The sequence below is a fragment of the Amycolatopsis circi genome, from assembly GCF_003385235.1.
GTDB classification, from domain to species: domain Bacteria; phylum Actinomycetota; class Actinomycetes; order Mycobacteriales; family Pseudonocardiaceae; genus Amycolatopsis; species Amycolatopsis circi.
Map to the genome: position 1 here is coordinate 1 of NZ_PQIA01000197.1, position 13,135 is coordinate 13,135.

Annotated in this window: 14 protein-coding genes and 1 pseudogene; 12 read left to right on the forward strand and 3 right to left on the reverse strand. The window is 66.8% G+C overall.

Features of this window, described 5'->3' with window-relative positions:
* Nucleotides 1–1,061 (reverse strand): sigma-70 family RNA polymerase sigma factor (locus D0D37_RS43245; protein WP_116206363.1); only part of this gene is annotated, 1,061 nt, incomplete at its 3' end.
* 255 nt (nt 1,062–1,316) lie between these two features.
* On the opposite strand from D0D37_RS43245, the gene D0D37_RS43250 reads away from it, so the two are divergent.
* Together D0D37_RS43250 and D0D37_RS43255 are read left to right on the forward strand one after the other, a co-directional pair.
* The gene (locus D0D37_RS43250; RefSeq protein ID WP_162834763.1) at nt 1,317–2,168 is read left to right on the forward strand and encodes a hypothetical protein; all 852 of its coding nucleotides are present in this window, start codon (nt 1,317–1,319) and stop codon (nt 2,166–2,168) included.
* Between the two features lie 53 nt (nt 2,169–2,221).
* Complete coding sequence (locus tag D0D37_RS43255) at nt 2,222–3,565, forward strand: glycosyltransferase 87 family protein (RefSeq protein WP_116206364.1); 1,344 nt, start codon at nt 2,222–2,224, stop codon at nt 3,563–3,565.
* 164 nt (nt 3,566–3,729) lie between these two features.
* On the opposite strand, the gene D0D37_RS43260 is transcribed toward D0D37_RS43255, so the two are convergent.
* Nucleotides 3,730–4,092, reverse strand: a complete 363-nt coding sequence (locus tag D0D37_RS43260; protein WP_116206365.1) for a hypothetical protein — start codon at nt 4,090–4,092, stop codon at nt 3,730–3,732.
* 158 nt (nt 4,093–4,250) lie between these two features.
* Between D0D37_RS43260 and D0D37_RS43265 the strand changes: the two genes are divergently transcribed.
* Together D0D37_RS43265 and purE are read left to right on the forward strand one after the other, a co-directional pair.
* A complete protein-coding gene (locus D0D37_RS43265; protein WP_116206366.1) occupies nt 4,251–5,435 on the forward strand; it encodes a 5-(carboxyamino)imidazole ribonucleotide synthase in 1,185 nt (394 codons plus the stop codon).
* A gap of 11 nt (nt 5,436–5,446) precedes the next feature.
* Nucleotides 5,447–5,944, forward strand: coding sequence for a 5-(carboxyamino)imidazole ribonucleotide mutase (purE, locus tag D0D37_RS43270; protein WP_116206367.1), 498 nt, complete (start codon nt 5,447–5,449; stop codon nt 5,942–5,944).
* A gap of 53 nt (nt 5,945–5,997) precedes the next feature.
* Here the strand turns inward: purE and D0D37_RS43275 are convergent, their stop codons facing one another.
* Nucleotides 5,998–7,671 carry a class I adenylate-forming enzyme family protein gene (locus tag D0D37_RS43275; protein ID WP_116206368.1) on the reverse strand — a complete coding sequence of 558 codons (1,674 nt, stop codon included), beginning with the start codon at nt 7,669–7,671 and terminating at the stop codon, nt 5,998–6,000.
* A gap of 119 nt (nt 7,672–7,790) precedes the next feature.
* Between D0D37_RS43275 and D0D37_RS43280 the strand changes: the two genes are divergently transcribed.
* The 8 genes and pseudogenes from D0D37_RS43280 to D0D37_RS43305 all read left to right on the forward strand — a co-directional run.
* Nucleotides 7,791–8,948: an acyl-CoA dehydrogenase family protein gene (locus tag D0D37_RS43280; protein WP_116206369.1), complete on the forward strand. Its 1,158-nt coding sequence runs from the start codon at nt 7,791–7,793 to the stop codon at nt 8,946–8,948.
* Nucleotides 8,949–9,293: 345 nt separating this feature from the next.
* Entirely contained in the window at nt 9,294–9,767 is a 474-nt protein-coding gene (locus D0D37_RS43285) for a hypothetical protein (protein ID WP_116206370.1), read from the forward strand.
* Nucleotides 9,768–9,775: 8 nt separating this feature from the next.
* Nucleotides 9,776–10,405 (forward strand): DUF3558 domain-containing protein, encoded by a 630-nt coding sequence (locus tag D0D37_RS43290; RefSeq protein ID WP_116206371.1) that lies wholly within the window; start codon nt 9,776–9,778, stop codon nt 10,403–10,405.
* 3 nt (nt 10,406–10,408) lie between these two features.
* Nucleotides 10,409–10,540, forward strand: a complete 132-nt coding sequence (locus tag D0D37_RS48585; protein WP_279630365.1) for a hypothetical protein — start codon at nt 10,409–10,411, stop codon at nt 10,538–10,540.
* Between the two features lie 274 nt (nt 10,541–10,814).
* Complete coding sequence (locus D0D37_RS47030) at nt 10,815–11,042, forward strand: hypothetical protein (protein ID WP_162834764.1); 228 nt, start codon at nt 10,815–10,817, stop codon at nt 11,040–11,042.
* Between the two features lie 84 nt (nt 11,043–11,126).
* Complete coding sequence (locus D0D37_RS43295; protein WP_116206372.1) at nt 11,127–11,600, forward strand: hypothetical protein; 474 nt, start codon at nt 11,127–11,129, stop codon at nt 11,598–11,600.
* A gap of 14 nt (nt 11,601–11,614) precedes the next feature.
* Nucleotides 11,615–12,238, forward strand: a complete 624-nt coding sequence (locus D0D37_RS43300; protein ID WP_116206374.1) for a DUF3558 domain-containing protein — start codon at nt 11,615–11,617, stop codon at nt 12,236–12,238.
* A 3-nt stretch (nt 12,239–12,241) separates the two neighbouring features.
* Nucleotides 12,242–13,135, forward strand: a pseudogene (locus D0D37_RS43305) (hypothetical protein); the annotation flags it as partial.

Here is a 13,135-nt window from a genome sequence, read left to right on the forward strand (position 1 = left end):
GGCGCAGGTGCGGGCGCGGGCGCGGCGGCCGGGGGAGCGGGTGCCTGCTGAGCAGCCGGAATGGTCTGTGTCCCGCCACCGGCAGCCAGCGCGACCGCGACCGCGGCCACCATCGCGGCCCCGGACAGGGCGACTCCGGCGAACTGCCGCGGCGCGGACGCAGCTGCCGCCGCACCCGCCTTGGCTCCGCCTGCCGCAGCCGCACCGGCACCGACCGCGGCGGCACCGGCAGTAGCCGCGCTCGCCTTGGCCGCACCGATCGTGGCCAGGTAGCCGAGAGCGGCGCCGCCCAGGACGATCGGGGCGATGATCGCGCGCAGGCTGCCGTTGACGTCGGCCAGTTCGGCCGCCAGCATCCGGCATTCGTCGCATTCGTCGAGGTGGTTTTCCACCTGCGAGCGTTCGCGCTTGGACAGCCCGTCGCGCGTCCAGGCACCGAGCCGCTCGGCCGTCGCGAGGCAGCGGTCCGCACCGTTTTCCTGCAGGTGGACCTGCAGATACGCTTGGCGGAGCCCTTCCCGGGCGCGGTACGCGAGCGCGGACACGCCGTTCGCGGTCAACCCGAGCAGCGGCGCGACCTCGGCCGGGCTCTGCTGTTCGATTTCGGTGTGCCACAGCACTGCCTGCCAGCGTTCCGGCAACCGCGCGAACGCCTTCGCGGCCATCGTGCGTTCGAGGCCGGCGACCGCGGTGTCGGAGAACTGCACGGTGAGCGCTTCGCCAGCGGTGCCGCCGACGTCGCTCATGTCCTCGTTGAGGTCGATTCGGCGGTCGCGGCGGGTCTTGTCATACGCAGTGTGACGCAGCGCGGTAAGCAGGTACGCACGGAAGGCGCTGTCCGGGCCCTTCCCGCCACGCAGCGTGTCCAAAACCTTCGAGAACGCCTCCGACACGAGGTCGTCGGCCTCCGAGCTGGACCGCGCGAGCTGGCGGGCGAGGTTGTGCGCGGCTCCGCTGTGTCGCTCGTAGAGCGGACCGTAGGACGCGATCTTTCCCGCGCGCACCTCTGCGATCAGCTCGGCGTCACTCTTACCGGAGAGATCGGCGGGAACGGTGGACACGGGGCTCCTTTAAGGCTGCGCGCGCGGCGGACTCCACGCGCTTACTCCTTACAACGCACACCAAGTGTGACGGATGCGGCGACACTCGTCACGCCGTGGTCCGACAGATGCCTCGGTAGGCGCAGCAAGTTCACCTTCTCGTCTGGCGATTAGGCGAAAAAGATCGGGGAAAACGCGTCACGAGGGGAGTCCCGCCGCGTCCCCTCCGTGATTGGGGAACAAGATCGACAGGAACCGGAAGGAGCTGGGGGTTCGGTGGACGTACCGGCGACCGGGGCGCGGTTCGGCTCCGCAGGCGACTCGTCGGGGGACGAGACGCGTGCGAGGTTCGAGCGGGACCGCCATTTGCGGGCTTTGCGGGCTCGCTGGCGAACAGCCAGCCTCGCGGCCGGCTGGCGTTTCCCGAGCGACTGGGCACTGCCCGAAGTCGACGCGGTGTGCGCGGCAGTAGTGCGGCACGGCTCGACCGGCGCGGAAAACGCGCTGGCCGGACTGGGCCGGGCGCGGGCCGCGGCGGGAGCGGGGCTGTCGGAGACGCTGTCCGACCTGGCCGCCCTGCACGCGGTGCTCGCCGACCCGGACGCGATCGACGGATTCGTCTCGCCGGATGTCGACGCCACTCCGGCCCGGCTGCTCCGCGTGACCGCGCTGGCCTGGGCAGACGTCGCCACCGACCAGCTCGTGCACACCGAGGTCACCGATCCGCTCACCGGCCTGCCGTCCGCGGCGTACCTGCGGACGCGGCTCGGCGAGATCTACCGCGGCGGCGTCAACGAAGCGAATGTGCTGCTCACCGTGTCGCTGGATTTGACGGCGGTGTCCGGCTGGCCTCGGCTGACGGCGATGATCCTCGCCGCGGACGCCGTCCGGGCCGTGTTCGACACCGGCGAGTGCTACGCGACGATCGGCCCGTCCGCGGTCGCGGTGCTGGCCGAACGCAACGAACGCCTGGCCACGCGCGGGGTCGCGCTGCGAAGGGCGCTCAACGAACGCCTTTCAGTGGATCCGCAGTTGCGCGACGTCGCCCGTCCGCTCGTGTCGGCCGTGCGATTGCCCGGGACGCACGACCGGGCGTGTGAACTGCTGACGGAATTGGCGCACAGCTGAGCCCGGGTCACCCTTCCTGACCAGCGTTCCCGCAGTCGTGCTTTCCTGGTGTAGTGACCAGGACCGTACCCTCCGCTGCCGACGGCGACGCTCCGGTGAATCGATCCGGGCAGCCCCGGCTGGCTCTGCGCCGATCTCTGGCACGGTTGTCCGTGCGCCCGCGTTCGATGCTCATCCTCGCGGTGTTCCCGCTGCTGGCGATCGCGGTCGGGTTCTGGGGCTGGACGCACGACTGGAACCTCGGCGTGGACAGCGCGGTGTACCGGGCCGGTGCGCTGCAACTGTTGCGCGGGGACAACCTGTACGACGGGAACACGCTGCCCACCGAACCGGGCTGGGCGCTGCTGCCGTTCACCTACCCGCCGACCGCGGCGTTGCTGTTCGCGCCGCTCGCGCTCGTGCCGGTGCAGGTGGCCTGGGGTTTCCTCACCGTGGTGTCGCTCGGCGCGCTCGCGCTGTCGGTGCGAATCGCGATCGGCGCGTTGCCCCGCCCGGCCGCCGACGGCCCCCGCTGGTGGGCTTCGCCGGCCCGGTCGACCATCGTGTTCTTCCTGGTCTTCCTCGGCCTCGAACCGGTGTGGCGGACGATCTTCCTCGGCCAGATCAACCTGATCCTGATGGCGATGGTCCTGCTGGACATGCTCGTCATCGGCGCGCGCGGCAGCCGCTGGGGCGGCGTGCTCGTCGGGCTCGCGGCCGCGATCAAGCTGACGCCGATCGTCTTTCTCGGCCACCTGCTGATCACCGGCCGCTGGAAAGACGCGTTGCGCGGATTGGCGACTTTCGTCGGAATGCAGGCGCTGCTGTTCCTGATCAACCCGCACGATTCGTGGAAATACTGGACCAAGACGCTGCCCGACACCGGCCGGATCGGGCCGGTGCACTGGGCGGGCAACCAGTCGCTGAACGCGCTGATGAACCGCGCCACCGACCTCGCTCCGTGGGCGTCCAGCGCGGCGACCGTGATCGGCCTGGTGCTCGCTGTTCCGGCGCTGTGGCTGATGTTCCGCTTCCACCGCCGCGGACAGGCGCTGGCCGCGCTGCTCGTCACGGCGTTCTGGATCCTGCTGATCTCGCCGATTTCCTGGACGCACCACTGGGTCTGGGTCGCGCCGCTGGTCGTGCTCCTGGTGTCCAGGCTGCCGAAAACCACCCCGGCGACTGCGTGGAAACGGTGGCTGGGCACGTTCCTGGTGGCGTTCGTGTTCGTCAGCTGCGTGCTGCTGATCTTGCCGAACGGCCGGAATGTCGAGCTGCATTGGAAGGTGTGGCAGAACATTCTCGGCGACGCGTACATCCTGATGCCGGTGGTGCTGGCGGTCGCGTTGGTGGTCCGGTGGGGGCTGCAGCGGCGTGCTCGCAATCGGGCGCAGCGGGAGTCCGTGGAGTCTTCATAGTCTCTTTGAGCTGGTCAGGGGCTTGCTGGCGGTTTTTGTCGGTGGTCGCGGTTACTGTCTGGATCGCGGTGGTTACGCGGCCGTCCGGAGCCTGGCTCGCGGACGGGCACGGCCATCGTTCTGATCCGTGCGGTCCGGACAGATCAATCGAATAGTGAGCCCTGTTACTCCGCCGAACCGCCGTAGAAGTCGCCCAGCGCGGTGCGCGTGTGCTGGATGAGGAGATCGGCGTGTGCGAAGTCGTCCGGAAGACAAGCGCGGGCCGCGGCGAGCAACTCGTCGAACTGGAAGGGCGGCGTGACGGTCTTCGCGAGCGGGTGCCGTTCGCGAAGCTGCTTCATCAGCTCGGCGAGGTAGATGACGGCTGAGTTCGAGTCGGTGGTCCAGAGCCAGGCGAGCACGTCGCCGAAGCCCTGGGGAAAGGCCAGCGGCCGGGTTTCGCCGGTGAGCATCCCGGTGGCCACGCCGGGGAGGCTGGCTTGGCGAAGGGCGTGGAGAACCGGACGCGGGAGGGTGACGGATTCCATCCGGCCATCCTGCTGCAGCAGGACGGCCTGGGGCGGGGTTTCGGCACCCGGGTGTCGCCGGGGTGGTTCCCGTCGTTCCGCACCCCCGGTAATCCCGTCGCCTCCGCCGCAGGTCGCCGGTGGTCCGCCGATTCTCGCCCAGTAACCTTGGCGGCGTTATGGACAAACGAACCGGTCTTCCCATCGTCGGCATGGTGGGCGGCGGGCAGCTCGCCCGCATGACGCAGCAGGCGGCGATTTCCCTCGGCCAGTCGCTGAAGGTGCTGGCGGCCGACGAGGGCGACGCGGCGGCCCTCGTGGCCAGCGACGTCGTGCTCGGCCACCACACCGACCTCGACGCGCTGATCGACTTCGCCCGTCAGGTCGACGTGGTCACCTTCGACCACGAGCATGTGCCCGGCGAGCACCTGCTCACCCTCGCCACCGAGGGCTTCGTCGTCCGGCCCGCGCCCACCGCGCTCGGGTTCGCGCAGAACAAGCTCGTGATGCGCGAGATGATGGCCGGGCTCGGCGTGCCTGGTCCCGCCTTCGCCGAAGTGTCCACTGTGGACGACGTGGTGAACTTCGGCGACGAGCACGGCTGGCCGGTGGTGCTGAAGGCGGCGCGCGGCGGATACGACGGCCGGGGTGTCTGGATGCTCGACACCGCACAGCAGGCCCGCGAGACCGTTCCCGAACTCCTCGAAGCCGGCACCGAGCTGCTGGTCGAGGAGAAGGTCGCGATGAAGCGCGAGCTGTCCGCGCTGGTCGCGCGTTCGCCGTTCGGCCAGGGTGCGGCGTATCCGGTGGTCGAGACCGTGCAGACGAACGGCATCAACACCGAGGTCCTTGCCCCGGCGCCGGGGCTGGCGGAATCGCGCGTGCACGAGGCGCAGGAGCTGGCCCTGCGCATCGCGTCGACGCTCGACGTCACCGGGCTGCTCGCGGTCGAGTTGTTCGAGACCGAGACCGGCCTGCTGGTCAACGAGCTGGCCATGCGCCCGCACAACTCCGGGCACTGGACCATGGACGGTTCGCGGACATCGCAGTTCGAGCAGCACCTGCGCGGTGTCCTGGACTACCCGCTCGGCCGCACCGACCTGATCGCGCCGGCGTGCGTGATGGCGAACGTGCTCGGTGCGGACGTGTCGCCGCAGATGAGCCCGGACGAGCGCGTGCACCACCTGTTCGCGCGGTTCCCCGAGGTGAAGATCCACCTCTACGGCAAGCAGGACCGGCCCGGCCGCAAGCTCGGGCACGTCAACTTCATCGGCGACCGCATGGACGACCTGCGCGACCGCGCGCTGCTGTCCGCGCACTGGCTGTCCCACGCCGTCTGGCTCGACGGCTACGAGATCCACTGAAGGGGAACACAATGGCGCCGCAGGTGGGCGTGATCATGGGCAGCGACTCCGACTGGCCGGTGATGGAGGCCGCGGGGCAAGCGCTGGACGAGTTCGGCGTCGAGTACGAGGTCGGTGTCTACTCGGCACACCGCACCCCGCAGCGGATGCTGGACTACGCGAAGTCCGCTGCCGACCGGGGCATCCGCACGATCATCGCGGGCGCGGGCGGCGCCGCGCACCTGCCGGGCATGGTCGCGTCGGCGACGGTGCTGCCGGTGATCGGCGTGCCGGTTCCGCTGAAGTACCTGGACGGCATGGACTCGCTGCTGTCGATCGTGCAGATGCCGGCGGGCATCCCGGTCGCGACCGTGTCCGTCGGCGGGGCGCGCAACGCCGGTCTCCTCGCGGTCCGCATCCTGGCCGCCGCAGACCTGCAGCTGCAGGCGAAACTGACGCAGTTCCAGGAGGACCTGGAGCAGCTGGTGCTCGAGAAGGACGTCAAGCTCCGCGAAAAAGCAGGCAAGTAGCTCGCGTGAGCGCGGATGCCGGTTCCGTCCCGGCATCCGCACTCACCGCCAGCTCAAGCCGGGTCGGGCAGCTGCTTCCGCAGTTCGCGCTTCAACACCTTGCCCGCCGCCGACACCGGGATCTCCGCCACGAAATGCAGTTCCCGCAAGCGTTTGTACGGCAGCACCTTCTCGTTCACCGCCGCCATCAGCTGCTCGGCGTCCACTGAGGAATCGGGCCGCCGCACCACGAACGCCACCGGCAGCTCGCCGACCTCCGGACTCGGCCGTCCGACCACCGCCGCGGACAGCACGCCCGGCGACGCGCTCAGCAGCTCCTCCAGCTCGCGCGGGAAGACGTTGTACCCCTTGTACAGCAGCATGTCTTTCTTGCGATCCACAATGGACAGATAGCCGTCCTCGTCGAGAACGCCGATGTCGCCGGTGTGCAGCCATCCGTCGACCAGCGCGGCCGCGGTCTCTTCCGGACGGTTCCGATAGCCGCGCATCACCTGCGGCCCGCGCAAGCACACCTCGCCCTCTTCCCCGGGCGGCAACGGCTCCTCGCTCCCGTCCGCGACGAGCTTGACCTCAGTGTCGAAGATCGGCCCGCCGACCGATCCGACCTTGCGCACCCCGGACCGGTAACTCGGCGAGACCACCGCCCCCATTGTCACCTCGGTGAGCCCGTATCCCTCGGCGATCACGACGTCAGGGAACCGCTGGTGCAGCGCGCGGATCATCTCGTGGCTCATCGGTGCCGCACCGGAGCCGATGTTGCGCACCGAGGACAGATCGGCGGTGTGGAACGCAGGCGTCGCCAGCAGTGCGGCGAACAGCGCGGGTGCGCCGCCGATGGTCGTGACCTGCAGCCGTTCCGCGTCCGCGACGTACGCGGCCGGATCGAACCGAGCATGCAGCACGGTCGTCCCGCCGCCCAGCAGTGGACCGTTGAGCCCCGCGATCACGCCCATCGCGTGGAACCACGGCGTCAGGTTGATCGCGGTGCCGGTGCCAAGCCGCGTCGGCCATTCGTCCGGGCTGCCGATCTGGTCGATCGTCAGGTCGCCGTTCGCGTCGAGCGCCGGTACGGAGCCGGTCGACCAGCAGGTGTGCTGCAGCGTGTTCGTGACGACGTTGCGATGGGTGAGTTCGACGCCCTTGGACCGCCCGGTCGTGCCGCCCGTGTAGGCGAGATGAGCGAGGTCGTGGTCCACCTCGATCGCCACGTCCGGCCTGGTCGCAGGCTGGTCAGCGAAGAACTCGCGGAACTCCACGCTCCCCTCGCCAAGCTCGCCGGCAGGCGAGACGACGATCGTGAGCCGCGCCGGAATCCGGTCCGCGACTGCCGCGAGCGTGCCCGCCACCGGCCCGAAGGTCACCACGGCCGCAGCCCCGCAGTCAGTCAGCTGAAAGGCGAGATCATCCGGCGGGAGCAGCGGGTTCGTCGGACTGAACGTCGCCCCCGCCAGCAGGATGCCGTGGTAGGCGATCGGATACGCGAGACAGTTCGGGAGATGCACGGCGACGACATCGCCCCGTCCGATGCCGCGGGCGAGCAACGCCTGCGCGAACTGGCAGGCGGCTTGCCAGGCCTGCGCGAACGTGAGCCGGTCGTCGCCCATAGCGAACGCGACGCGGTCGCCGTAGCGCGTCGCGGCACCGGCGAGCACCGAACCTATCGGCACCTCGGGATAGTCAAGAGATGCGGGCAATCCGGGCGGCGGGGTCGACGCAGTGGCAGCCATCGCTTGACCATACGAACGGTGAGGCCGAGGACACAAGCAGCGAGCCGCCGCGTTCGGAGTGAACGCGGGCTAACATCGGGGGACTTCCTCCCGTTTCGCTGCAGAAGAGGTGACTGAAGGTGGCCGAGGGCCTGTATCAGCTGGCCGAAGAGCACGAGGAACTGCGCGCCGCGGTCCGGGCTCTAGCCGAAAAGGAGATCGCGCCGTACGCGGCGGAGGTCGACGAACAGGAGCGCTACCCGGTCGAGGCCAACCAAGCGCTCGTCAAAGCGGGCTTCAACGCCGTCCACATCGGCGAGGAGTACGACGGCCAGGGCGCCGACGCCATCGGCGCCTGCATCGTGATCGAAGAAGTCGCCCGCGTCGACGCGTCCGCATCGCTGATCCCGGCAGTCAACAAACTGGGCACGCAACCGATCATCCTGTCCGGCTCGGAAGACCTGAAGAAGCTCGTCCTCCCGTCCATCGCCTCGGGCGAAGCATCGGCGTCGTACGCACTGTCCGAACGAGAGGCAGGGTCGGACACCGCGTCCATGCGCACCCGCGCCCGCCTGGACGGTGACCACTGGGTCCTCAACGGAACCAAGTGCTGGATCACCAACGCCGGCGAGTCGTCCTGGTACACGGTAATGGCGGTAACCGACCCGAATGCCGAAAAGAAGGCCAACGGCATTTCCGCATTCGTCGTGCACAAGGACGACCCAGGCTTCTCGGTGGGCCCGAAGGAAAAGAAACTGGGCATCAAGGGCTCCCCGACCCGCGAGATCTACTTCGAAAACTGCACCATCTCCGCAGACCGCATCATCGGCGAACCAGGCACCGGCCTGAAGACTGCGCTGCGCACCTTGGACCACACCCGCCCGACCATCGGCGCGCAAGCCCTGGGAATCGCACAGGGCGCCCTTGACGCGGCCGTCGCGTACGTCAAGGAACGCAAACAGTTCGGCAAGGCAATCGCGGATTTCCAAGGAATCCAGTTCATGCTGGCCGACATGGGAACGAAAATCGAAGCCGCCCGCCACCTGGTGTACGCCTCCGCCGCGTCCTCGGAGCGCGGAGACAAGCGAGCCAGCTTCACCGCGTCCGCAGCGAAGGCCTACGCGTCCGACGTGGCCATGTCCGTGACGACGGATGCCGTGCAACTGTTCGGCGGAGCAGGTTACACGCGTGACTTCCCGGTGGAACGCATGATGCGCGACGCGAAGATTACGCAGATCTATGAAGGCACGAACCAAATCCAGAAGGTCGTGATGGCGCGGGCCCTGCTGAAGGGCTGAGTCCTCGACGGGTTCCCTGGGGAGCCCCACTACCCAGATCGGGTGGTGGGGCTCTTCTTATGATCGAACTGGCCGCCTCCAGACGCGTGACTGACTACAGTTGAGTCGGGAGAGGCGAGGGCATTGGAGCATGATTCGCGCGGCTTTGTGGGCGTAGGCATCGGCGACGCGTTGACATTCGCGATCTTGCTGGCCCCCAGGCTTCCTCAGTCCTGTGGCAGGGAGGGGTGAGTTGAGCGGTTCTGATCACCCCACTGTGAGCAGTTGGTTACAGTCATGGCTGAGGGATCTCGGGACTGGTTGCCCTGGCCAGGAGCTGGGGCCGCGAGGCAGAGGGGGACGGGCATGGCTGATAACGACCCAGGGAAAGCTCTGGAGACAGCAGGTTGGCTGACTGGGCTGCCGATCACGGTGGTGGGCACGGCGATGAACGTGGCCAAGGGAGTGTCGGATGCGGCCGCGGTGGCATCCGCCGTGAACTCGGGGGCTGGCTTCACGCTGAGTCCTGATGAAGCACGCTCGCTGCTCGAGCGGGCGAAGCGACTTCGCGACAACCTGGCAATGATGCGACCGAAAACCGTGTCGTTGACGCAGCTCACCCCGCCGGCGCAAGACCCGGGCAGCATGGGGTTCAACCAGCAGGTGGTCAAGACCTTCGCGGACGGCAAGGACGCGAACGACACCATGCACAAGTACATGGTGGAACTTATTGCTCGCCTCGAGAAGGCGTTAGGCATTGTCAGCGAGTCGGACGGCCAGGCGGCTGGAGATGTGAAGGCTGTGGGCAACGGCGGCCAGAGCGGGGGACTTGCAGTATGAGGGCTCGGATGTTTCTTGTGGCTGCCGGTGTGGTCGCGGTGACCGCTTCGGTCGCGGCGTGCTCGGGTGGCTCGGCGCCCAATTCCACCCCCGGCACAGCCAGTGCTTCTGCGCCTTCGTCGGCACCTGGGAAGACTTTGCCGTACGCAGGCGCCCCCAAGGTGGAGAATCCGCTCCCCGCGTCAGTGCTGTCGGGCCATCCATGCGATAACGCGCTCACCCCGGACCAGGTGGGCAAGATTCTTGTGCAGAAGCCGCAAGGAAAGCATGATGACGAGCCTTCTCTTGGTCCGCAGTGCCATTGGCTCAACAGCGATGCCGGTGCAGTCGCTACAGTCATGTACGTCACGAAGGTCTCGGACGGTTTGAGCGCCGTTTACGCGAATTCGAAGCCGCAGTCCACGGTGTGGCGTGAGCTTCCGCCCATTCAGGGATTTCCGGCAGTTGCTCACTCCAATTTGAGCAAGGATACTGCGAAGGAATTCTGTCAGATCAGCGTTGGAATCAGTGATCAGCATGACGTTGATGTTTCGGTCACGCTTGGCCAGTCGAAGGTCGGCGGGCCGGATCCGTGCGACGTCACTGCCCAGGTGGCGGACATGGTCGTCACCAACCTGAAGCAGAAGGCTGGTGCGTGATCGATGGGATTCTTCGATTTCATCGGCGAGGGCACCAAGTGGATCGGTGACCGGATCGACGACGCGGACAACTGGGTCAACGACCGGCTCAGAGACGCCGGCGGCTGGTTCTCCGCCTTCACCACGGCAATCTAGGCGATCAGGCGGTGCCGACGTCGGCGATTGTGCGGCATTCTGAATCAAACCCCGCTGGGCGAGCACGCTGACATGGATGTGATTGGCGCGCAGTGTCATTGGGTCAATAACGACGCTGGCGTGATTCCGACTGTCTTGTGCGGTACGAAGACATCTGACGGTTTGAGCGAGGTCTACGTGAATACGAAGCCGCGCTTCGCAGTGCGACAACCGCCTCCTCCGATGCAGTGATTGCCTGCTGTCGCGCGCTCGACCTACAGCGCCGAAAGGCCCAATGCGTACTGTCGACGTTTCGATCACCCTTGGCCAGGCAAAGGTCGGCAAGGCGGCACCTCGTGACATTCCTGATCGGATCACCGACAGAGTAGTCGCGAAACCTGAAGCAAAAAGCGGGCGCGTGACCAACCAAGGTTCGTCCGCGTCGCAGATGGCGCGACGGTTTGCCCCGTTCAGCCCGGTGCACAGTGGGGTGAGTTTGCCTGTTTCCGCCACCCCGCTGTGAGCAGTTGGTTACAGTGACAGCCGGAGGGGCCTCGGGACTGGTTGCCTGGTCGAGAGGCGGTGCGCGGTGCACGGGAGGGCGGGCATGGCTGAGAACGACCCACGGAAAGCGATAGAAACGACGGGGTGGCTGACCGGGCTGCCGATCACCGTCGTGGGCGCGGCGATGAACGTGGCCAAAGGGGTGTCGGACGCTGCTGCCGTCGCATCTGCCACGAACGCCGGTGCTGGGTTCACCTTGAGTTCCGATGAAGCGCGTTCACTGCTTGAGCGAGCGAAGCGGCTCCGGAACAATACGCGGGTGATGCTGCCGGATGCGGAAGCGTTGACGCGACTTACTCCGCCAGCTGCGGACCCGGGCAGCATTGGGTTCAATCAACAGGCTGTAAAGACTTTCGGGAACGGCAAGGATTCGCTGGATGCGATGTATCAGTACATGACGGAACTGATTGGCCGCCTTGAGAAAGCGTTGGGCATTGTCGGCGAATCGGATAGCCAGGCGGCTGCGGACGTGAAGACCGCGGGCAACAGCGACCAGGGTAAGGGGCTCCTCGGATGAAGGCGCGGTTCTCGATGTCGGTTGCTGGCGTGGCGGTGGCCGTGCTCGCGGCAGGATGTTCTGGAGGTTCGACGCCTGGGCAGCCAGCTGGTTCCGCGTCTTCCGCGGCGCAGTCGTCTGCACCGGGGAAGACATTGCCGTACGGGGGTGCGCCGAAGGTGGAACATCCATTGCCCGCATCGGTGTTGTCGACGCATCCGTGCGATAGCGCGCTTACTCCAGACCAAGTGGGGAGCCTTCTGGGCCAGAAGCGGCAAGGCACGCACAAGGACGAGCCCTCGCTCGGCTCGGAATGCCAGTGGCCGAACGAGGAGACTGGTGCATTGGCGACCGTCTTGTACGCTACTAAGCTTTCCGACGGACTCAGTGCGGTCTATGCGAACAGCAAGCCGCAGGCAACATTGTGGCGTCAACTGCCCCCTGTGCAAGGGTTTCCGGCCGTGGCCCACTCGACCTTTAAGCAAGAAGCAACGGTGAAGTCATTCTGTCAGGTCAGCGTGGGGATCAGCGACCAGAAAACAATTGATGCTTCAGTCACGCTTGGCGATTCGCAGGTCGGCAAGAAAGACCCGTGTGATGTGGCGGGGATCGTTGCCGACATGGTGGTCACCAACCTGAAGCAGAAGGCGGGTGCGTGACCGATGGGGTTTTTCGACTTCATCGGCGACGGAGCCAACTGGATTGGCGACCGCATCAGCGACGCGGATGATTGGGTTAACGATCGGCTCAAGGATGCTGGCGGGTGGTTTTCCGACCTCTACCACGGGAATCTCGGCGATCAAGCCGTTCCGGCACCCGCCATTGTGCAGCAGGTTCAGCAGGGTCCGGGGACATCATCGTGGGACAGTGGCAGTTCTACGGTTCAGAAGATGATCCAGGAGCACCATCAGAACAGCGACGACGCGCAGCAGATCACCACCATGCTGGAATCTGTCTGGACCGGCGACGGCGCGGATGCGGCTCGGGCTCGGCTCAGGCCATTGTCTGATGCGTCGTCTACCTCTGCGCAGGCTTATGTCGTCAATGGGCAGAAGCTGGTCGACACGACGCACGGCTACAACGACATGAAAATCGCGCTGCAGACGATGCCTCCGGTGCCTCCGCACAAGAATCTTTGGGACCAGGGGACTCCCTGGGACACGGACACCGAGAAGCAGATCAACGAATACAACGCGGCGGCGAATCACAACGTTGAGCGGTATCAGAAGTACGCGGATCAGGCCAAGACCAACGGCCAGGGCCTGAACAGCAATTACGGTCAGGTTTCCGGGTTCGACGGGCAGAACCTCAAGATCGACTCCGGTGGCGATCACGCCAAGAGCAAGACCGCATCGCATGAGAGGTCTTATCGCGGGCCGGGCAAGGATTCTGGTGGGCCGGGGAGTGGTCCGGGGGCCAGCGGCGGACTCGGGAACGGGCCGGGGACTGGGAGCGGTGGGCCAGGGAGCGGAACTGGCGCCGCCGGGGCCGGAACTGGGACCGGCGGATCGGGGACTGGGGCCGGTGGGCGGGGGAGTGGGAAGGGGGGGGTGCAG